Below are 20861 nucleotides of genomic sequence, written 5' to 3'. Positions count from 1 at the left end.
GCCTTCCGATGCGCCATTAAGATTCGCCCCGTCCTCAGCGATGAGGGGCTATAGCTCAGCTGGGAGAGCGCTTGCATGGCATGCAAGAGGTCGACGGTTCGATCCCGTCTAGCTCCACCAATTTACACTTCAAGGTCTGGCCACACCGGCCTTGAAGCGATCAACTCTCAGCGTTGATCTGTTGTATAGAAGGGTTTGCGTCCCCTTCGTCTAGTGGCCTAGGACACCGCCCTTTCACGGCGGTAACAGGGGTTCGAGTCCCCTAGGGGACGCCAGTTTTACAGAAGCGATGTTGCAAGATGTCGCTCCGCCGCGAGGCGAAAAATCCGGGGCTATAGCTCAGCTGGGAGAGCGCCTGCATGGCATGCAGGAGGTCAGCGGTTCGATCCCGCTTAGCTCCACCAATTTTACAGTTCAAGGTCTGGCCACACCGGCCTTGAATCGATCAGCTCTCAGCACTGATCAGTTGTATAGAAGGTTTTGCGTCCCCTTCGTCTAGTGGCCTAGGACACCGCCCTTTCACGGCGGTAACAGGGGTTCGAGTCCCCTAGGGGACGCCACGATTACCCGCTCTGCGGGATTTTATAAGGGTCATTCAATTATTGAATGGCCCTTTTGTTTGTCTGGCGTTTGGCCAAATCCCTCTATTTCTTTCAAACTGTTCTTCAGACCAGCGGTCACATCCACGACTTGCGTAAAATTATTATGAGAATAATATTCTAGTCGTAATATTCGGAGGCAACGATGAACGATAAAAAAGCTCAAACCCGCGAACGCATCCTCAAGGCTGCCAGCGCAGCGCTGATTCAGCGCGGCCCGGCCGAACCGAGCGTGGGCGAAGTGATGGGCGCGGCCGGCCTGACCGTCGGCGGCTTCTATGCGCACTTCGAAAGCAAGGACGCGATGATGCTGGAAGCGTTCAAGCAGCTGCTCGGTCACCGCCGTGGCTTGATCGCCGACATGGACGCCGAATTGACCGGCGAAGAGCGTCGCGCGTTGGTTGCTGCGTTTTATCTGTCACGCAAACACCGTGATTCCTCTGATTCAGCGTGCCCGATTCCGGCTTCTGTCGGTGAATTGGGGCGCCTGCCGGACGCGTTTCGCGTGGCGTTGAATGAGCATGTTGAAATGATGGTCGCGCAGTTGGCGGCCAGCCCGGAAGACACCGACAAAGCCTTGGCCGACATGGCCTTGATGGTCGGTGGTTTGGCTTTGGCTCGCGCGTTGGGGCCAGGAGAATTGTCCGATCGATTGCTGCGCGCCGCCAAGTCTGCGGTGCTGTGACCTAAAGGCGTTAGCCTGAGGAGTGAGAGCGATGAGCACGTTAAAGTGGGTTCGTGGCGTTAATGGCACCTTGGGCTGGTTCGCACCGAAACTGGTTGCGAGCAAAATGCGACTGGCTTTCATGACGCCGCGGGAACTGCCGCCGCGTGATTGGGAATTGCCGCTGCTGGCGAAGTCCGAGCGAATCACCCTGCGCTTCGGTCTCTCGGCACTGCGTTGGGGGCAAGGCCCTGCGGTGTTGCTGATGCACGGTTGGGAAGGCCGGCCGACGCAGTTTGCCAGCCTCATCACCGCGTTGGTCGATGCCGGTTACACCGTGGTTGCTCTGGACGGCCCGGCTCACGGTCGCTCTCCGGGCAACGAAGCGAACGTCGTGCTGTTTGCCCGAGCCATGCTTGAAGCTGCTGCCGAGTTGCCGCCGCTGCAAGCGGTCATCGGTCACTCCATGGGTGGCGCCAGTGCCATGCTCGCCGTTCAACTGGGCTTGCGCACCGAAACCCTGGTCACGATCGCCGCCCCGGCTCGGATCCTTGGCGTGTTGCGCGGTTTCGCCCGTTACGTGCGGCTGCCACCGAAAGCCCGCTCGGCGTTCATTCGTCAGGTCGAGAAAGACGTCGGCATGCGCGCTGCGGCACTGGATGTCGCGCACTATCAACTCGACATGCCCGGCCTGATCGTTCATGCCGAAGACGACTGCTACGTTCCGGTCAAGGAATCGCAGCTGATCAACGAAGCCTGGTTCGACAGTCGTTTACTGCGCCTGAAAGAGGGTGGTCATCAACGGGTACTGGCTGACCCTCGGGTGATCGAAGGCGTTCTCTCGCTGCTGGCCGGTCGCAGTCTGCAATCGCGCCAATCGGCCTGAGCATCCGTTACACTGCCCCGGTGAAAATTTTCTGACCGGGAGTGGGGCATGGGCTGGGATCGGGCAACGCCATTTATCATTGATCTGGAAGTGGGCGCAGAGGACATCGATGGGCTGGGTCACGCGAACAACGCGGTGTACGTGACCTGGCTCGAACGCTGTGCCTGGCGCCATTCCCAGCGCCTTGGCCTGGACCTGGTCGAATATCGTCGGCTGGATCGGGCGATGGCGGTGGTGCGGCACGAGATCGATTACCTGGCCGCCGCCTATGAAGGCGATGAGTTGCAATTGGCGACGTGGATCGTCGATTGGGACCAACGCCTGAAAATGACCCGACACTTCCAGTTGAAACGCCCCAGCGACAACACCACGTTGCTGCGAGCGCAAACCACCTTTGTCTGCATCGAACTGTCGACCGGTAAGCCCAAGCGCATGCCAGCGGAATTCATCGAGGGTTACGGCCCTGCACTGCAACTCCCGGCCTGACACCTTCCTTTGTAGGAGCTGTGTAGGAGCTGTCGAGTGAAACGAGGCTGCGATCTTTTGACTTTGATTTTTAAAAAACAAGATCAAAGGATCGCAGCCTCGTTTCACTCGACAGCTCCTACACAGCACCTACATGAGCAAAACCTGTAAACTGCCGCACGTTTTTCGTTGAGTGTGTTTTTCATGCAAATTGCTTTGGCGCCCATGGAGGGGTTGGTCGACAACATCCTGCGGGACGTGCTGACCCGTGTGGGCGGTATCGATTGGTGCGTGACCGAGTTCATTCGGATCAACGATCAGCTGCTCACGCCTGCCTATTACCACAAGTTCGGCCCGGAGCTGTTGACCGGCGCCCGCACCGCGTCCGGCGTGCCGCTGCGGGTGCAACTGCTCGGTTCCGATCCGGTGTGCCTGGCGGAAAACGCCGCGCTGGCCTGCGAACTGGGTTCCGAGGTCATCGACCTGAACTTCGGCTGCCCGGCCAAGACTGTGAACAAGTCCCGTGGCGGTGCGGTGCTGCTCAAAGAGCCTGAGCTGCTGAACCAGATCGTCGAACATGTCCGTCGCGCCGTTCCGGCGCACATTCCAGTGACCGCCAAGATGCGCCTCGGTTTCGACAGTCCGGACGGTGCGCTGGTGTGTGCTACGGCCCTGGCCGAAGGTGGCGCTGCGCACATCGTGGTTCATGCGCGGACCAAAACTGACGGCTACAAGCCGCCAGCCCATTGGGAATGGATCCCCCGGGTGCAGGATGTGGTCAAGGTTCCAGTGTTCGCCAATGGCGATATCTGGAGCGTCGAAGACTGGCGTCGTTGCCGCGAAATCAGCGGCGTCGAGGACATCATGCTCGGCCGCGGGCTGGTTTCGCGCCCGGACCTGGCACGGCAAATCGCAATGGCGCGGGCCGGTGAGGACGTCGTCGAGATGACCTGGGCCGAGCTGCTGCCATTGATTCAGGATTTCTGGCTGCAAGCCAAGGCGCAAATGACGCCACGCCAATCGCCGGGTCGCTTGAAGCAGTGGCTGGCGATGCTGACCCGCAATTACCCTGAAGCGGTCGAGCTGTTCACCGTGCTGCGTCGCGAGACCGAACTGGATCAGGTCTCGCGTTTACTGGGTCTTCAGGTGTCCGAAGCAGCCTGAATCCAACTGAAAAAAAACAGTAAATAATCTCTTGAAAAGCAATCAGCGGTCCTTATTTAAGGATTACGCGATGCCGAATTCGGGTCGCGGAGACAAAAAAACTTGCTGATATGTTTCAGGAGATTTGAATCATGAGTACTGCATTTTCCATGGCACCACTGTTCCGTTCCTCGGTAGGTTTCGACCGTTTTAATGACCTGTTCGAAACCGCCCTGCGCAACGAGCCAGGCAGCACCTACCCACCTTACAACGTCGAAAAACACGGCGACGACCAATACCGCATCGTCGTAGCGGCCGCCGGCTTCCAGGAAGAAGACCTGGAGCTGCAAGTGGAAAAAGGTGTGCTGACCATCAGTGGCGGCAAGCGTGACGCGAACGAAGCCGTCACTTATCTGTACCAAGGCATCGCACAGCGTGCCTTCAAACTGTCCTTCCGTCTGGCGGACCATATCGAAATCAAGGCCGCCGGCCTGAGCAACGGTTTGTTGAGCATTGACCTGTTGCGGGTGATTCCGGAAGAGGCGAAAGCCAAACGCATCCCGATCAACGGGACGCAAAAGCCAGCGCTGCAGCACTGAGTCATTCGAAGACACACATTCGTCTGAGCAGGCTGTAATCCGCTGAATGAAGGCCCCGACTCGTCGGGGCCTTTTTGTTGCGGCGAAAAAAACAGGCATGCGAGCTTTGCCGCCTTGCGACGGTTTCTCTACAATCCACGCCAGTTTGCCGACTCCCATTCTGCCTGGTCGGCCCGGAGCTTTTTTTCATGGACGAGATACAACAGCGTTGGCTGTACGCGCTTTCTGCGCCTTTGGTTGCCCTTAACCCCGATGCCGATTACACCGCCGCCACGTATTGCTTTGACCTCAAGCACGTTGATGTCGAAGGCGGGTGGGGCATCACTACGCGGCCAGAGCTGCTCGAAATGCTGCGCACGGCTGATACCGGTCACGCCACACGGCTGAACGAAGCCTATCGCCAGTGGGAACGGTGTCTGCCATCCGAGTGGCAAGCGTTGATCGACACACTCGATACCCGTCAGCGGGCCTTTTATGAACTGGCCAGCCGCACGTTCGGAGAGTGTGGGCCGGGTGGCATACGCGCTTGGGACATCGGACGCATGGGCTTTCTGCTACGTAGTGCGGTGCTCCATGGCTGGATCGATTTGACCGAAAGCCTTTGGCTGCATGGTCGGATGGCGGCGCGCGCACGGTATTACTACGACAGCTGGACCACCTACCTGAACGCTTTTATGGTCGGCAAGGCCTTCTGGAGTTGCCTGGGGAATGCCGACGAGCAACTGGCCCACGAATACGACCGCCAGGGCGACTACCCGGGCAACACCGTCATCCCTGAAAAAATCGACCGCGATGCCCGGGCGCTTTTCGCGCAACTGCCTTGGGACATGCCACTGCACCTGCCGGAACGCCCGGATACTTTAGGGGAGTTCGACTGGTCATGAGTTGCTGGATTCGCTTGGGCATTGAGCCTACCAAAGACAACGACGCCATTCGCGGTGCCTATCGCGCGCGCTTGCCGCAGCATCACCCCGAGACCGATCCGGAAGGCTTTCAAGCCCTGCGTGAGGCCTATGAAGTGGCTTTGCGCTTTGCTCGCGAGGAAGACCTCGATACCGAAGCACTGGTCGTTGCCGGACAAAGTGCTGCCGAGCAAGTGTTAGCAAGCTTCGAAGCGTTGCTGCTCGACTCGACGCGACGCTTCAATCCGCAGGCCTGGCAAGCGTTCAATCTCGACCTTGATCAGCTGTCGCTGGAGACGCTGGATGAAGTGTGTTGGGCTTTGCTGAGGCAGTTGATCGACGCCGGGCCGATTTCTCACGCCTGCGCGCGTTTGATGGCGCAACGTATGGGTTGGGCAAGCCGGATGTTGGACTTGGCGTTTGAGAACGCACAGCAGGTCGATGAGTTTCTCCAGCGAATCGATGCACCGGATCCGTTCGACACATCGCTGATGGCCCATTGGTCGGCGTCCGCGCAACTGGAAACCCTCTGGTACGTGCGCACCCTCAACTACCTGCACCACAACGAACCGCTGGCCGATTACAAACATTTCGCAAGCCTTCACACCTGTCTACCGCTGCCCGCTGACGACAGCCTGCTACAACGTTTGGCCGTGCAGTTCAGTCAGGCCGGAATTGGCAACAAGGGTTTTCTCGACATCGTGAGCGAACAGCATCGGCTGGCGCCGCAGGATGTCGACTGGCTTTATTTGGTGGCTCGCCAGCGCAGCGCGCTAGGGCTTGAGGAGCTGGCCTTGCAAGCCTGGGTGCGGCTCTGGAACGAGCATCAGCATCCGAAAGCCGCGACCTGGTTGCTGGAGCTCTGTGCTCGCCATCAGCCGTTGCGTTTGCCGTTGCTGATACAGGCCTTTGATCGACTGGAAAATTTCCGCGACTGGTCCCATGACCTCAGCGATGTCACCCAGGAATACGGCAGCCCGTCTCAACGTCCGGAGACGCTGGCGCGCTGGTTCCACGCCCGGCAACTTGACCTGGCCGGCATTGCGGCGGCCTTCGTCGGATGGCGCATCAGTGGCGACGAACTGCCTTTGCTGGCGTGGCTGCTTGAAGAGAGCGATGACCCGCAGCTGCAGACGCTGTACCAGCATGCGTGGGCGTTGCACCGTGGCGACGTGCCCTTGCTGCAACGGGTGCTGGACGCGCCTGAAAGCCTCGACGTGCTCGACGCGTTGGTGTTGCAAGGGTTCAAGTATCAGGCCGAACAGCAAATCTGCTGGCTGACTCAAGCGCCGATCCCGTTGGCGCTGAACGCGTTTCTCGACAGCCAATCCGCGCACCCGGTGCTCGCACCGGAACTGCAGAAGGGCGAGCCGCGTGAGCTCAGCCTGCTGTGGATGCGTCGTTTGCGCTCCTACGACGCTCGAGCAATGGCACGGCTGGATGAGGCGTTCGCGCTGGGCAAGCAAGACCCGGTACTAAGCGGCGTGTACCTGCAAGCCCAATTGGCCGAGCAGGGCCTGCTGGTGCCCGCGATAGCGACTCAGCTTGATGTGTGGGAATGGCATCGCCAAGCGCTGTACCTGTTGGCAACCCTCGATCAACCACAGCGTTGGCTGGGCGCGCAATCGGCGGCCTGCGTGGATTCGATGGATGTTCCGCGCGACCATCCGCTGGCTCGTTTACAGCCGCTGTTGCGCCGATTGAATCGCGAGCAGGGCAGCCTGAGCGGTTTGCTCGGCTGGCTGCAAGCGGCGGATCCGGTTCATGCCTTGCTTGCCCGGCAACTGCTTGGCGTCCAGGAAGCACTCGACAGCACACAGTTGCTGTCCAATGACCGTTTGTTCGAGTGCATGCGCAGCGACATCCGCGCGTTCGACAACGATCTGCTGGGCCGGATGTTGTTGTGTGGCGTGCTGTATCAGGACCCGCTGCTCGATGCCGAGCAGCGTGGCTATTTACTTGGCAGAATTTCCGCCGTCACCAATCCCGAGGACTGGTTCGACGGGTTTCGCGACGGTCTGATCAAAGGAGAGCCGAAGCGGCCACCACGCTCGTCGCTGGAAGACAGCGAAGGGATCGACAGCGAGGCGTTTTACCTCGCTCTCGATGCGCTCAAGAGCTTGGCGCGCTATGGCAGTGCCGGCGTGCCGCGCGGGAAGATTTTGCAGCGCATGCAGCGAGCCAAGGATGATCCGGCTCACGGGTTGGGTCTGCGGTTTGCCTTCAGTGCATTGCTGTCCTGGAGCGAACGCCTGCTGCTGGCCAAAAGCGACAGCCGCCCCGCGCCATCCGCTGCGTTCTGGCGTTTAGGCTCGCGACTGGGGCGCACGGCATTTATCGGACAGGTACTGGGATGCATGCTGATAACCCTTGTGGCGGCGATTTTCAGCGGCACCCCTGCCGTAATGTTGCTGGGCGTTGCGTTTCTACTCAGTGCCGTATTAAGGCGCTTGCATGACCTCGGTCGCGGAATTCCCACGTTGCTGGTTTGCTGCTGCCTGGCGCCGGTGTTGCCGTTTCTGCCGCTGGTGTTGTTCGGTTTTCCCGGCGACAAACTGCCCAACCGCTATGGCGTACCGCCGGACGGCGCGGGTGAGGACACATTGCCCGGTGGTTTGCAGGCCACCCTGCGGCGGCTCAATGGTTAAAGGCGGAGTTGGTCCAGCGCCTTATTGAGTTGTGAGCGATGGCTGGCAATCTCCACCGATTGCTGGCCACCGAGCACGGAGGTAAAAGCATCCAGCCAACCGGCAATTTGTTCACGCTCATCGCCCAGGCTTTGCATCCAGGCACGCTCCAGTCGCGCCAGCAGGGTGCGATTGGGCAGCGCATCGCGCGGGTGAATTTTCAGGGCGGTGAGCCGTTCATGGCTGTTTTGCCGTGATTGCTGATCAAGCCCGGTGGGACTGCGGTCGATGCTGTGGCTGTGACGTTCACCGCTGGCCAGCATGGTCACATCGACTTCGAGCAAACCATTGATGTCGTAACTGAAGCGTACATCCAGGGCTTGCGTCTGGTCGCCGGGTGTCACGGGTACGTCGAAGGCATCGATGAAAATATTGTCCCGCACCCACGGCCGTTCACCCTGATAGACCGCGATGCGGATAGACGCTTGCTGTGGATGCGTCGTGTAAAAGCGTTGCACCCGGGAGGTCGGGATCACGGTGTTGCGCTCAATGATAGGAGAGAAAGCGCCGCTGACGTCTTCACCGCGACTCGTCGAGATGCCCAGCGTGTAGGGGCAGACGTCGGTCAGGATCAGTTCCTCGATGGCGCCATCGCGGGCCTTGCACGCGGCTTGGGTGGCCGCCCCCAGCGCGACAATCGTGTCCGGGTCGAGGTGGCGATAAGGCAGACGCCCGAAGAGTGTGGCAACCATTTGCTGCACCGCGGGCATCCGCGTGGCGCCACCGACCAGCACCAGGCTGTCGAGGTCCTTGGGCTTCAGTCGGGCATCGCGCAGGGCCTGTTCGATGGGGGCGCGCAACCGGGCCAACAGAGGCTCCCAGATTTTCAGCGCCGCCGCTTCATCCAGTGACCATTCGCGCAACTCGCCGGCACCGTTCCAGCTCAGTTGCTGCGCGCCTTCTGTGAGCTTGCATTTGAGTTGCTCAAGGGCGTCACCGAGGCTGGCCAAGGCCTGGGCATCAATCATCTGTGCAGTGAGTTGCCAGTCTTTCAGGCAGGCCTGCATCAACGCCGCGGTAAAGTCTTCGCCGCCGAGGAAGTTGTCGCCGGTGGAGGCATGGACCTCGATCAGCGGCAATGCGTATTCCAGTACCGTGACATCAAAGGTGCCACCGCCCAGATCGAAAATCAGCGTGCGCTCGAATTTTTGCTCGTGCAGCCCATATGCCATGGCGGCGGCGGTAGGTTCATTGATCAAGCGCGACACTGCCAGGCCTGCCAGTTCAGCGGCAAACAGCGTGCGCTTGCGTTGCTCGTCACTGAAGTAGGCCGGCACCGAGATCACCGCCTCGTGCACCGGGTGGCCCAGCCAGGCTTCGGCATCCTGCTTGAGCGAGCCGATCACCAGGGCCGACAGCTCTTCAGGACTGAATTGCCGACCGCCCAGTTCGAATTGCTTGTCACTGCCCATGAAACGCTTGAACGCGGCCACCGTGCGTTCCGGATGGGTCGTCAGGCGGGCGCGTGCCGCATTGCCAACCAGAATGCTGTCGTCCTCATCGAGGCTGACTACGGAAGGGGTGAGGAATTCGCCGAGGGCGTTGGGAATCAACTGTGCCCGACCTTCCTGCCAAACGGCGATCAGGCTATTGGTGGTCCCAAGATCGATACCCAGCAAGGCCGGGCGGGGGAGGGTTGCATCCTGCATGATTGATCTCTTTGAGGCGGTGTAAAAAAACGCGACCCTACAGGTTGAGAGAAAAACTGGCAATTGCCCGGCGCCACGCCTCCGTGTAGCAGCTGCCGAGCCTGCGAGGCTGCGTTCGGCTGCGAAGCAGTCGTGAAATCAGACGATGCGGTGTTTCAGGGAGACCGCACATACAGTTTTACGACTACTCCGCAGCCGAACGGGGATAAATCCCCTCGCCACAAGGCAGCTACAAAAGTTGTGTGGGCACTGCGCTCATTTGAGCAACTTCTGAAAATCCTCCACTGGCAGCGGCGGGCTGTGCAAATACCCCTGATAAAAATGACAGCCCAGCCCCTGCAAGAATTCCAGCTGCTCCGGCGTCTCTACCCCTTCGGCAATCACTTTCAAATCCAGGCTGCGGGCCATGGCAACGATGGCGCGGATGATCTCGGCGTCGTTGGGGTCGGTGGTGGCGTCGCGGATGAACGATTGGTCGATTTTCAGGGTGTCGACCGGCAGACGCTTGAGGTAGGTCAGCGAGGAATAACCGGTGCCGAAATCGTCCATGGCGAAACTCACGCCGAGTTTTTTCAGGCTACGCATTTTATTGATGGTGTCTTCCAGGTTCTGGATCACGATGCCTTCGGTGATTTCCAGCTTCAGCAGCGAGCAGGGCAGGCCGTGGATGAGGAGGCTGTGCTCAATGCGTTCGACGAAGTCGTTTTGGCGAAATTGCCGCGGGCTGATATTCACGCACAGGCTGAAGTCCAGCGGATCGACCAGGCCCTTGGCGATCAGTTGTTTGAAGGCGCTGCAGGCTTCGTCGACGATCCAGGTACCCACTTCCAGAATCAGTCCGCTGTCCTCCAGCACCTTGATGAACTCGGTGGGCGATTGCGCGCCAAGTTCCGGATGGTTCCAGCGCACCAGCGCCTCGGCGCCGACGATGCGGTCGTTCCGGGCGTCCACCTGAGGCTGGTAGTGCACGCGGAATTCACCCCGGGAAAGGGCCAGGCGCAGGTCGGTTTCCATGCGCAAGCGTTCGCTCGCCGCCTTCTGCATGGTGTTGTGGTACATCTGCGCGGTATTGCGGCCCGAATCCTTGGCTCGGTAGAGGGCGATGTCGGCGCGTTTGAGCAGGTCGGTCGGGGTCGAACCGTGATCGGGAATCAGCGCGATGCCGATGCTCGGGGTCACTTGCAGGCGTTGTCCGTCGAGGAACATCGGCTCCGACAGCAGTTCACGCAAGGTGTCCGCCAGTTGCAGGACTTGCTCGCTGACCTCGTTGCGCGAGCCTTCGAGCCCGCTGAGCAGCACCACGAATTCGTCACCGCCCAAACGCGCGACGGTGTCTTCCATGCGCACGCTGGCTTCGAGGCGCGCGGTGATGATTTTCAGCACGGTATCGCCCACCGGATGACCGAGCGAATCATTGATGTGCTTGAAGTGATCAAGATCGAGAAACATCAGGGCGCCGCGCAGGTTGTGGCGCTTGAGCAGGGCAATCTGCTGACTCAGGCGATCCATCAGCAGGGCGCGGTTGGGCAGGTTGGTCAGCGGGTCGTGGTAGGCCAGGTGACGGATCTGCGCTTCGGCGTTTTTCAGCAGGCTGACGTCCCGCGCGGTCAGCAGCAGGCAGGCGGTTTCGTTGAGGGTGATCGGTTCTACCGAGACTTCGACAGTCAGCAACTCGCCGCGTTTATTGCGCCCGAGCATTTCCTGGTGATGCACCCGGCCTTTGATCTGGAGTTCGGCGAGCAGCGCCGAACGTTGTTTTTCCTCGGCCCAGATGCCGACCTGATACACCGTGCGACCCACCACTTCATCGGCGCGGTAGCCGGTCAGGCGGCAGAAGCCATCGTTAACCTCCAGATAACGCCCGGTGTCGCGCTCGGTGATGGTGATGGCGTCGGGGCTGGAGTGGAAGGCCTTGGCGAACTTCTCTTCGCTGGCCTTGAGCGCGGCTTCCGAGCGTTGCTGCTGAGTGATATCGCGCAGGGTGGTGACGATGCACGGCTGCTCGCCGACGCTGATCTGGCGGCTGGAAATCACACAGGTCAGGGCTTGCCCGTCTTTGTGCTGAACGAGGATCGCCACGTTGTTCAGACCCTGTTCGCGGATGACCTGCTCGATGCGTCGCAGGCTTTGCGCCGAAGCGTCCCATAGACCGATTTCGTCGGCGCTGCGGCCAATCACGTCGGCGGCGCTCCAGCCGAAGGTCTGGGTGAAGCTGGAGTTGATCTCGATGAATTGGCCGGTGTCCTGACGGGTCACGCAAATCGGGTCCGGGCTGACCTGGAACAGGGTGGCGAACTTCTCTTCGGACGCCACCAGCAACTGCTCCCGCTCAACCTGGTCGGTGATGTCGAGCAGCGTACCGGCCATGCGCAGCGGGGCACCGTTTTCATCGCGATAGAGTCGGGCGCGGCTTTCCAGGTAGCGCGAGCTGCCGTCCGGCAGTTGCACGCGGTAGGTCAGTTGATAATTGCCGGCAGGGCCTTCTCGCAGGCTGCGATAGGCATCGCGCATGGAGTCGCGCTCTTCACCGGGCACGCCTTCAAAAAAATCGTCGAAGGATTCATGGAAAGGTATGGGGTCCAGCCCGTGCAGCTGGGCGGCGCGTGCCGAGCCGTACAGCATGCCACTGGGAATGTGCCAGTCCCACGTGCCGAGTTGCGCTGAATCCAGCGCCAGATCAAGGCGCTCCTGGCTGTCTTTCAGGGCATGTTCGGCGGCTTTGCGTTCGGTGGTGTCAAGGAACGTACTCAGCAGATAAGGCTGGCCTTCGAGCTCGACCTTTTGCGCGCTGAGGATGCCGTCGTGGATCTGGCCGTTGCTGGCACGAAATTGCACCTCCATGTTGATCAGTTCGCCCTTGGCCTTGGTGGCTGCGACGAGTTGCGCCCGTTGCTCTGGATGCACCCAGAGGCCCAGTTCCAGGGTGGTGCGACCAATAGCGTTCTGCACTGGCCAGCCAAACAGGCTTTCGAAATACTGGTTGGCTTCGCTGATCAGGCCGTCTTCCTGGCGAGTCAGCAGGACCATGTTCGGACACAGGTGGAACAGCGTGGCGAAGCGTTTTTCCGAGCTGCTCAACGCCTGTTCGCGCTGGCGCTGGTGGGTGATTTCACGGATGACGCCAATCATGCGTGGTCGACCGTGTTTGTCCGGCAGCAGGCTGCCGTTGATCTCCAGCCAGTGCAGGCTGCCGTCGGGCCAGCGGATGCGGTGATGCATCGCCTGTTCCAGCGGGGCGCCGGCGATCACCGCGTCGAAGGCGCGAATGGTTTTCGCCCGATCCTCTGGCGGCAGCAAGTCGAGGTATTCCAGATCCGCCGGCAGCGGTTGCCGGGGGTCGAAGCCGAACAGCGCCTGGGTACCCCGCGACCAGCTGATCTGCCCACGTTCGATGTCCCAATACCAGGCGCCCAAACGTGCACCGTTGAGGGCGGCCAGCAATTGTGGGGCGCTTTCCCAGCTCTGCTCGGACCGTTTTGGGTCAAGCGCCTGTATACGCGGCATCGGCGGAATACGGTCAACAGATTTCGGCATTGGCAAGCCTTGGCTGAGTGGGGTGTCAGGTTCAGTGACTCGAGGCTCTATAGACACGTAGCACAGCTTAGCCGAGAGTCCCTGGCAGATCGATTTGTGCATCCAGCAAGGCCATGAAGGCCCGTGCCGCATTCGACAGCGTCCTTTCTGTGTGCAGGATATAGCCTAGCTGGCGAGTGAGTTGTATGCCTGGTAAAGGTATTCGCGCAACCTGATCATCCAGCATGGTGCGGGGCAATACGCTCCAGGCCAGGCCGATCGAGACCATCATCTTGATGGTTTCCAGATAATTCGTGCTCATGGCGATGTTCGGCGTCAGGCCTTGAGCTTCGAACAGGCGCCGGACGATGTGGTGAGTAAAGGTGTTGCCGCCGGGGAATACCGCCGGGTGCAGGGCAATGTCCGCCAGGCTGACCGGGCCGTGGCTGATCAGCGAGTGCTCCGGGGCGACCACGAAGTCCAGCGGGTCGTCCCACACCGGCGTGGCCTTGACCAGTGAGTGGGGCTCCGGCGCCAGGGTGATGACCGCCAGTTCAGCGCGGCCATGGAGGATTTCTTCGTAGGCCACTTCCGAATCGAGGAACTGAATATCCAGCGCCACTTGTGGGTAACGTCGGGTGAACTCCCTTAATAAAGGGGGCAAGCGGTGCAGGCCGATGTGGTGGCTGGTGGCCAGGGTCAGGCGGCCGGTCACTTCGCCGGTCAGGTTGGTCAGGGCGCGGCGGGTGTCATCCAGCACATTCAGAATCTGATAGGCCCGCGGCAGCAAGGCTCGACCGGCCTCGGTCAGGCCGACTTCACGGCCCAGGCGATCAAACAGGCGCACCTTCAATTGCTGCTCCAGTCCGGCAATACGCTTGCTGATGGCCGGTTGCGTCAGGTGCAGCCGTTCGCCAGCGCCGGAGAAGCTACCGGTCTCGGCAATCGCGATAAAAGCATTGAGGTTGGCGAGGTCCATTGTAGTATTCCAGTTGGTTATCCAAAGCATAAAAAATATGAATTTGAGTTATTTAATGTAACCCCCTAGGATCGACCTCACAAGCCAAGGGGTTATTGAACCGTGCAAGACCCAAGGCATAGAAAATAGAAAAAAGCTGATGAGGAACCGTCTGATGGCCGGCAAAACGCTTTACGACAAGCTTTGGGATTCCCATGAAGTGAAACGGCGCGACGATGGGTCGTCGCTGATCTATATCGACCGCCACATCATCCATGAAGTGACTTCGCCCCAAGCTTTCGAAGGCCTGCGTCTGGCCGGGCGCAAGCCTTGGCGCGTCGACTCGATCATCGCCACCCCGGACCACAACGTACCGACCACTCCTGATCGCAAGGGCGGCATCGAAGCGATTACCGACCAGGTCTCGCGTTTGCAGGTTCAGACTCTCGATGACTACTGCGACGAATATGGCATCACTGAATTCAAAATGAATGACGTGCGTCAGGGCATCGTTCACGTGATCGGTCCGGAGCAGGGTGCCACCTTGCCGGGCATGACCGTGGTCTGCGGCGACTCGCACACCTCGACCCACGGCGCGTTTGGCGCATTGGCCCACGGCATCGGGACTTCCGAGGTCGAGCACGTGTTCGCCACGCAGTGCCTGGTCGCCAAGAAAATGAAAAACATGCTGGTGTCGGTCGAAGGCAAATTGCCGTTCGGCGTGACAGCCAAGGACATCGTGCTCGCGGTGATTGGCAAAATCGGCACCGCCGGCGGTAACGGCCACGCCATTGAGTTCGCCGGCAGCGCCATTCGCGATTTGTCCGTCGAAGGCCGCATGACCATCTGCAACATGTCCATTGAAGCCGGCGCTCGTGTTGGCCTGGTGGCTGCCGACGAAAAAACCGTGGCCTACGTCAAGGGTCGTCCATTTGCCCCGAAAGGCGCGGAATGGGACATGGCGGTCGAAGCCTGGAAAGACCTGGTTTCCGACGCCGATGCGGTGTTCGACACCGTCGTCGAGCTCGACGCCACTCAGATCAAGCCGCAAGTCAGCTGGGGCACTTCGCCCGAGATGGTCCTCGCGGTTGATCAGAACGTGCCGGACCCGGCGAAGGAAATGGACCTGGTCAAACGCGGTTCCATCGAGCGCGCCTTGAAATACATGGGTTTGAGCGCCAATCAGGCGATCACCGACATTCAACTGGACCGCGTGTTCATTGGTTCCTGCACCAACTCGCGGATCGAAGACTTGCGCGCTGCGGCGGTGATCGCCAAGGGCCGTAAAGTCGCTTCGACCATCAAGCAAGCCATCGTGGTGCCGGGCTCGGGCCTGGTGAAGGCGCAAGCCGAGGCCGAAGGCCTGGACAAGATTTTCCTCGAAGCCGGTTTCGAGTGGCGTGAACCGGGTTGCTCGATGTGCCTGGCGATGAACCCGGACCGTTTGGAGTCTGGCGAGCATTGCGCCTCGACCTCCAACCGCAACTTCGAAGGGCGTCAGGGCGCCGGTGGCCGTACGCACCTGGTCAGCCCGGCCATGGCCGCGGCGGCTGCCGTCCACGGTCGTTTCATCGACGTTCGCGAACTGATCTGAGGAACCGCACATGAGAGCTTTTACCCAACACACCGGTTTGGTCGCCCCCTTGGACCGTGCCAACGTCGACACCGACCAGATCATTCCGAAGCAGTTCTTGAAGTCGATCAAGCGCACCGGTTTTGGTCCGAACCTGTTCGACGAATGGCGTTACCTGGACGTGGGCTATGCCTACCAGGACAACTCCAAGCGTCCGTTGAACAAGGATTTCGTGCTCAACGCCGAGCGTTATCAAGGCGCCAGCGTGCTGCTGGCCCGCGAGAACTTCGGTTGCGGCTCCAGCCGTGAACACGCGCCGTGGGCGCTGGAAGAGTACGGTTTTCGCAGCATCATCGCGCCGAGCTACGCCGACATCTTCTACAACAACAGCTTCAAGAACGGCTTGCTGCCGATCATCTTGAGCGACGCTGAAGTGGATGAGCTGTTCCAGCAAGTCGAGGCGAATCCTGGCTACGAGTTGAAGGTCGACCTGGTAGCCCAGACCGTGACCCGGCCTGATGGCAAGGTCTACAGCTTTGAACTTGACGAGTTCCGCAAGCATTGCCTGGTCAACGGCCTGGACGACATCGGCCTGACCCTGCAGGACCACGAAGCGATTGCGGCGTTTGAAGCCAAACACCGTGCGAGCCAGCCGTGGTTGTTTCGCGACGTTTGATTTTCGGTAGGTAGTGCCGGCCTCATCGCGAGCAAGCTCGCTCCCACAGTGGATTTGCGGCGTACACAAAACCCCTGTGGGAGCGAGCTTGCTCGCGATGGCGGCAGCCCAGACAACACAAATATCAGGACATTACGATGACCAGCACCGCCCACAGTCAGGTAGTACAAAAGCAATTCGGTGAACAGGCCTCGGCCTATCTGAGCAGCGCCGTACACGCTCAGGGCACCGAATTTGCGTTGCTACAGGCTGAACTGGCAGGGCAGGGCGATGCCCGCGTGCTGGACCTGGGCTGCGGCGCCGGTCACGTGAGTTTTCACGTGGCCTCGCTGGTGAAAGAAGTGGTGGCCTACGATTTGTCGCAGCAGATGCTCGACGTGGTGGCCGGTGCCGCCGTCGATCGCGGTCTGACCAACGTGTCCACCGTGCTGGGCGCCGCCGAGCGTCTGCCGTTCGCTGATGGTGAGTTCGATTTCGTCTTCAGCCGTTATTCGGCGCACCATTGGAGCGATCTCGGTCTGGCCCTGCGAGAAGTTCGCCGGGTGCTGAAGCCGGGTGGCGTGGCGGCGTTCGTCGACGTGTTGTCACCGGGCAGTCCGTTGTTCGACACTTACCTGCAAAGCGTCGAAGTGCTGCGCGACACCAGCCATGTGCGCGATTATTCCGCCGGCGAGTGGTTGCGTCAGGTCAGCGAAGCGGGGTTGCATACCCGTAGCACCACCCGTCAACGGCTGCGTCTGGAGTACACCTCCTGGGTCGAGCGCATGCGCACGCCAGTGGTGATGCGCGCGGCAATCCTCGAGTTGCAGCAGTCGATGGGTAATGAAGTGCGCGAATATTTTGAGATTGAGGCCGATGGTTCATTCAGTACCGATGTGCTGGTGCTGATGGCTGAACGATAGACTTTTTCCGGGCGTGCCCACGGGCGCACCGACTGATGACATGAGGAAAGCATGAGCAAGCAGATTCTGATTCTCCCAGGTGACGGTATTGGCCCGGAAATCATGGCCGAAGCGGTCAAGGTGCTGGAGCTGGCAAACGACAAGTACAGCCTGGGCTTCGAGCTGAGCCATGACGTGATCGGTGGCGCCGCCATCGACAAGCACGGCGTGCCGCTGGCTGACGAAACCCTCGAGCGTGCCCGCGCAGCCGACGCTGTACTGCTGGGCGCTGTGGGCGGCCCGAAATGGGACACCATCGAGCGTGACATCCGCCCTGAGCGCGGCCTGCTGAAAATTCGTGCGCAACTGGGCCTGTTCGGCAACCTGCGTCCGGCGATCCTGTACCCGCAATTGGCCGAGGCTTCGAGCCTGAAGCCTGAAATCGTTGCTGGCCTGGACATCCTGATCGTCCGTGAACTGACCGGCGGTATCTACTTCGGCGCTCCACGTGGCGTTCGCACCCTGGAAAACGGCGAGCGTCAGGCTTACGACACCCTGCCGTACAGCGAAAGCGAAATCCGTCGCATCGCCCGTGTCGGTTTCGACATGGCCATGGTGCGCGGCAAGAAACTGTGCTCGGTGGACAAGGCCAACGTGCTGGCCTCCAGCCAGCTGTGGCGTGAAATCGTCGAGCAAGTGGCCAAGGATTACCCTGAAGTCGAACTGAGCCACATGTACGTCGACAACGCCGCCATGCAGCTGGTGCGTGCACCGAAGCAATTCGACGTGATCGTTACTGACAACCTGTTCGGCGACATTCTTTCCGACCAGGCGTCGATGCTTACCGGTTCCATCGGCATGCTGCCGTCGGCGTCGCTGGATACCAACAACAAAGGCATGTACGAGCCGTGCCACGGTTCGGCGCCGGACATCGCTGGCAAGGGCATTGCCAACCCGTTGGCGACCATTTTGTCGGTGTCGATGATGCTGCGTTACAGCTTCAATCTGCAGGATGCGGCCGATGCGATCGATAAGGCCGTCAGTCTGGTATTGGACCAAGGCCTGCGTACTGGCGACATTTGGTCGACCGGTTGCACTAAAGTCGGTACGCAGGAAATGGGCGACGCAGTAGTCGCCGCGCTGCGGAATCTGTAATCTCTCGGGCCCGCTGCAACTTTCACTTTGAAAGCAGCGGCCCACTTTTTAAAGAAGGTGTAGTTGCGATGAAACGTGTAGGTCTGATCGGTTGGCGCGGTATGGTCGGTTCCGTGCTCATGCAGCGGATGCTGGAAGAGCAGGATTTCGATCTTATTGAGCCGGTGTTTTTCACCACTTCCAATGTCGGTGGCCAAGGCCCGTCCGTGGGCAAGGACATTGCTCCGCTCAAGGACGCTTACAGCATTGAAGAGCTGAAAACCCTTGACGTGATTCTGACCTGCCAGGGTGGCGACTACACCAGCGAAGTCTTCCCGAAGCTGCGCGAAGCCGGCTGGCAGGGTTACTGGATCGACGCCGCTTCCAGCCTGCGCATGCAGGATGACGCAGTGATCGTGCTGGACCCGGTGAACCGCAAGGTCATCGACCAGCAGCTCGACGCGGGCACCAAGAACTACATCGGCGGCAACTGCACCGTCAGCCTGATGTTGATGGGCCTGGGCGGTCTGTTCGAAGCCGGTCTGGTCGAGTGGATGAGCGCCATGACCTATCAGGCGGCCTCCGGTGCCGGCGCGCAGAACATGCGTGAACTGATCAAGCAAATGGGCGCGACCCACGCGGCTGTCGCCGATCAACTGGCCGACCCGGCCAGCGCGATCCTCGACATCGACCGCCGTGTGGCCGAGGCCATGCGCAGCGACGCGTACCCGACCGAAAACTTCGGCGTACCGCTGGCCGGCAGCCTGATCCCGTGGATCGACAAGGAACTGCCGAACGGTCAGAGCCGCGAAGAGTGGAAAGCCCAGGCCGAGACCAACAAGATCCTCGGTCGCTTCAAGAGCCCGATCCCGGTCGATGGCATCTGCGTGCGCATCGGCGCCATGCGCTGCCACAGCCAGGCGCTGACCATCAAGCTGAACAAAGACGTGCCGATCGCCGACATCGAAGGGCTGATCAGCCAGCACAACCCTTGGGTCAAACTGGTGCCGAACAGCCGCGAAGCCAGCATTCAGGAACTGAGCCCGACGAAAGTCACCGGCACCCTGAACGTACCGGTTGGCCGTCTGCGCAAGCTGAACATGGGCACGCAGTACGTTGGCGCGTTCACCGTCGGCGACCAACTGCTGTGGGGCGCGGCCGAACCGCTGCGTCGCATGCTGCGGATCCTGCTTGAGCGTTGATCGGTTGAAGTAATAAAAGAACCCGCGCCTTGAAAGAGGTGCGGGTTTTTTCTTTTGGTATGTTCGTCGCCTGCAAAAGATCGCAGCCTTCGGCAGCTCCTACAGGATCGGGTTTGCACGCGGCCAATGTAGGAGCTGCCGAAGGCTGCGATCTTTTGCTCTAAATTGCCGAACTGCCAACCACCCGGTAAAGTGCCGCTCCCCCCGTTTCGCCAGAGGTAGAACCATGAGCCAGTCCTTTGATATCGCCGTGATCGGCGCCACCGGTACTGTCGGCGAAACGCTCGTGCAGATTCTCGAAGAGCGCGACTTCCCTGTCGGCAATCTGCACCTGCTCGCCAGCAGCGAATCGGCCGGTCATTCGGTGCCGTTTCGCGGCAAGAACGTGCGGGTACGGGAAGTCGATGAGTTCGACTTCAGTAAAGTCCAGCTGGTGTTCTTCGCGGCCGGCCCGGCGGTAACCCTGAGTTTCGCTTCGCGAGCCACGGCCGCCGGTTGCTCGCTGATCGACCTGTCCGGCGCCTTGCCGGCTGATCAGGCGCCACAAGTTGTGCCTGAAGCCAACGCGCAGGTGCTGGCCGGTTTGAAAAAGCCGTTCCAGGTCAGCAGTCCAAGCCCTTCGGCCACCACACTGGCGGTAGTGCTGGCGCCGTTGCTCGGTTTGCTCGACCTGCAACGCATCAATTTGACCGCCAGTCTGGCCGTCTCCGCCCAGGGTCGCGAAGCCGTCACCGAGCTGGCACGGCAAACGGCCGAGTTGCTCAACGTGCGTCCGCTGGAGCCGACCTTCTTCGATCGGCAGATGGCCTTCAACCTGCTGGCGCAAGTGGGCAAGCCTGATGAGCAGGGTCATACGCTGCTGGAAAAACGCCTGGTACGCGAGCTGCGTCAGGTCATGGCGCTACCTTTATTAAAGATTTCCGTCACTTGCATTCAAGCCCCGGTGTTTTTTGGCGATAGCTTTAACGTGACCTTGCAGTCGTCGAGCGACATCGACCTGGCAAAAGTCAACGCCGCCCTGGAAGACGCGCCCGGTATCGAGCTGGTGGAAGCCGGAGATTACCCGACACCGGTAGGCGATGCGGTAGGGCAGGACGTGGTCTACGTTGGTCGGGTTCGCAGCGGGATCGACGACCTGTCGGAACTAAATTTGTGGCTGACGTCAGATAACGTACGCAAAGGCGCAGCGCTCAATGCTGTGCAGGTGGCTGAATTGTTGATAAAAGACCTCCTGTAAAAGATACTTGGCAACAAATTGTCGAATGAATCCAGCCGGGCGCTATGCTTGGCCGGACTGCTGAAGGCAGGCTCCCTCCGGGGTTTTGCGTGG

16 protein-coding genes and 4 tRNA genes are annotated in these 20861 nt (G+C 60.2%); 17 read left to right on the top strand and 3 right to left on the bottom strand.

The genetic code is table 11. The features are described 5' to 3' along the window. Positions 1 to 44 precede the first annotated feature (44 nt). The 11 genes from ACA079_RS21900 to ACA079_RS21850 all read left to right on the top strand — a co-directional run bounded on the left by ACA079_RS21900 (position 45) and on the right by ACA079_RS21850 (position 7906). Positions 45 to 120: transfer RNA gene (locus ACA079_RS21900), tRNA-Ala, on the top strand. A gap of 79 nt (positions 121 to 199) precedes the next feature. Further along, a tRNA-Glu gene (locus ACA079_RS21895) sits at positions 200 to 275 on the top strand. A 53-nt stretch (positions 276 to 328) separates the two neighbouring features. After that, positions 329 to 404, top strand: a tRNA-Ala gene (locus ACA079_RS21890). Between the two features lie 80 nt (positions 405 to 484). Next, positions 485 to 560 (top strand) — tRNA-Glu (locus ACA079_RS21885). A gap of 184 nt (positions 561 to 744) precedes the next feature. After that, a complete protein-coding gene (locus ACA079_RS21880) occupies positions 745 to 1284 on the top strand; it encodes a TetR/AcrR family transcriptional regulator (RefSeq protein ID WP_008151286.1) in 540 nt (179 codons plus the stop codon). A gap of 31 nt (positions 1285 to 1315) precedes the next feature. Then, entirely contained in the window at positions 1316 to 2149 is an 834-nt protein-coding gene (locus tag ACA079_RS21875) for an alpha/beta fold hydrolase (protein ID WP_497700917.1), read from the top strand. A 48-nt stretch (positions 2150 to 2197) separates the two neighbouring features. After that, positions 2198 to 2635, top strand: coding sequence for an acyl-CoA thioesterase (locus ACA079_RS21870; RefSeq protein ID WP_046047743.1), 438 nt, complete (start codon positions 2198 to 2200; stop codon positions 2633 to 2635). Between the two features lie 183 nt (positions 2636 to 2818). Then, entirely contained in the window at positions 2819 to 3778 is a 960-nt protein-coding gene (locus tag ACA079_RS21865; RefSeq protein ID WP_046054225.1) for a tRNA dihydrouridine synthase, read from the top strand. 131 nt (positions 3779 to 3909) lie between these two features. Continuing rightward, positions 3910 to 4356, top strand: a complete 447-nt coding sequence (locus ACA079_RS21860) for an Hsp20 family protein (protein ID WP_497700916.1) — start codon at positions 3910 to 3912, stop codon at positions 4354 to 4356. 188 nt (positions 4357 to 4544) lie between these two features. After that, the gene (locus ACA079_RS21855) at positions 4545 to 5240 is read left to right on the top strand and encodes a DUF1266 domain-containing protein (RefSeq protein ID WP_497700915.1); all 696 of its coding nucleotides are present in this window, start codon (positions 4545 to 4547) and stop codon (positions 5238 to 5240) included. Then, positions 5237 to 7906, top strand: a complete 2670-nt coding sequence (locus ACA079_RS21850; RefSeq protein WP_497700914.1) for a molecular chaperone DnaJ — start codon at positions 5237 to 5239, stop codon at positions 7904 to 7906. Before ACA079_RS21855 ends, ACA079_RS21850 begins: the two co-directional genes overlap by 4 nt. Here ACA079_RS21850 and ACA079_RS21845 read toward each other — a convergent pair. The 3 genes from ACA079_RS21845 to ACA079_RS21835 form a co-directional block, all read right to left on the bottom strand. Beyond that, positions 7903 to 9594, bottom strand: a complete 1692-nt coding sequence (locus ACA079_RS21845) for an Hsp70 family protein (protein ID WP_497700913.1) — start codon at positions 9592 to 9594, stop codon at positions 7903 to 7905. The two genes, ACA079_RS21850 and ACA079_RS21845, sit on opposite strands and share 4 nt — an antisense overlap. 255 nt (positions 9595 to 9849) lie before the next feature. After that, positions 9850 to 13128, bottom strand: coding sequence for an EAL domain-containing protein (locus ACA079_RS21840; RefSeq protein ID WP_497700912.1), 3279 nt, complete (start codon positions 13126 to 13128; stop codon positions 9850 to 9852). 67 nt (positions 13129 to 13195) lie between these two features. Next, positions 13196 to 14086, bottom strand: a complete 891-nt coding sequence (locus tag ACA079_RS21835) for a LysR family transcriptional regulator (protein ID WP_497700911.1) — start codon at positions 14084 to 14086, stop codon at positions 13196 to 13198. 154 nt (positions 14087 to 14240) lie between these two features. On the opposite strand from ACA079_RS21835, the gene leuC reads away from it, so the two are divergent. The 6 genes from leuC to ACA079_RS21805 all read left to right on the top strand — a co-directional run bounded on the left by leuC (position 14241) and on the right by ACA079_RS21805 (position 20768). After that, positions 14241 to 15659, top strand: coding sequence for a 3-isopropylmalate dehydratase large subunit (leuC, locus tag ACA079_RS21830; protein ID WP_008151269.1), 1419 nt, complete (start codon positions 14241 to 14243; stop codon positions 15657 to 15659). Between the two features lie 10 nt (positions 15660 to 15669). Further along, positions 15670 to 16314 carry a 3-isopropylmalate dehydratase small subunit gene (gene leuD, locus ACA079_RS21825; RefSeq protein WP_497700910.1) on the top strand — a complete coding sequence of 215 codons (645 nt, stop codon included), beginning with the start codon at positions 15670 to 15672 and terminating at the stop codon, positions 16312 to 16314. A gap of 137 nt (positions 16315 to 16451) precedes the next feature. Next, a complete protein-coding gene (locus ACA079_RS21820) occupies positions 16452 to 17216 on the top strand; it encodes a class I SAM-dependent methyltransferase (protein ID WP_497700909.1) in 765 nt (254 codons plus the stop codon). 51 nt (positions 17217 to 17267) lie between these two features. Continuing rightward, entirely contained in the window at positions 17268 to 18350 is a 1083-nt protein-coding gene (leuB, locus tag ACA079_RS21815; protein WP_497700908.1) for a 3-isopropylmalate dehydrogenase, read from the top strand. 68 nt (positions 18351 to 18418) lie between these two features. Continuing rightward, complete coding sequence (asd, locus tag ACA079_RS21810) at positions 18419 to 19531, top strand: aspartate-semialdehyde dehydrogenase (RefSeq protein ID WP_064676830.1); 1113 nt, start codon at positions 18419 to 18421, stop codon at positions 19529 to 19531. Between the two features lie 226 nt (positions 19532 to 19757). Further along, entirely contained in the window at positions 19758 to 20768 is a 1011-nt protein-coding gene (locus tag ACA079_RS21805; protein ID WP_033061851.1) for an aspartate-semialdehyde dehydrogenase, read from the top strand. Positions 20769 to 20861 lie beyond the last annotated feature (93 nt).

The organism is Pseudomonas sp. LBUM1645 (genome assembly GCF_059716185.1).
Note: the sequence above shows the minus strand (reverse complement) of the source record. Positions and strands in the feature narration are given on the sequence as shown.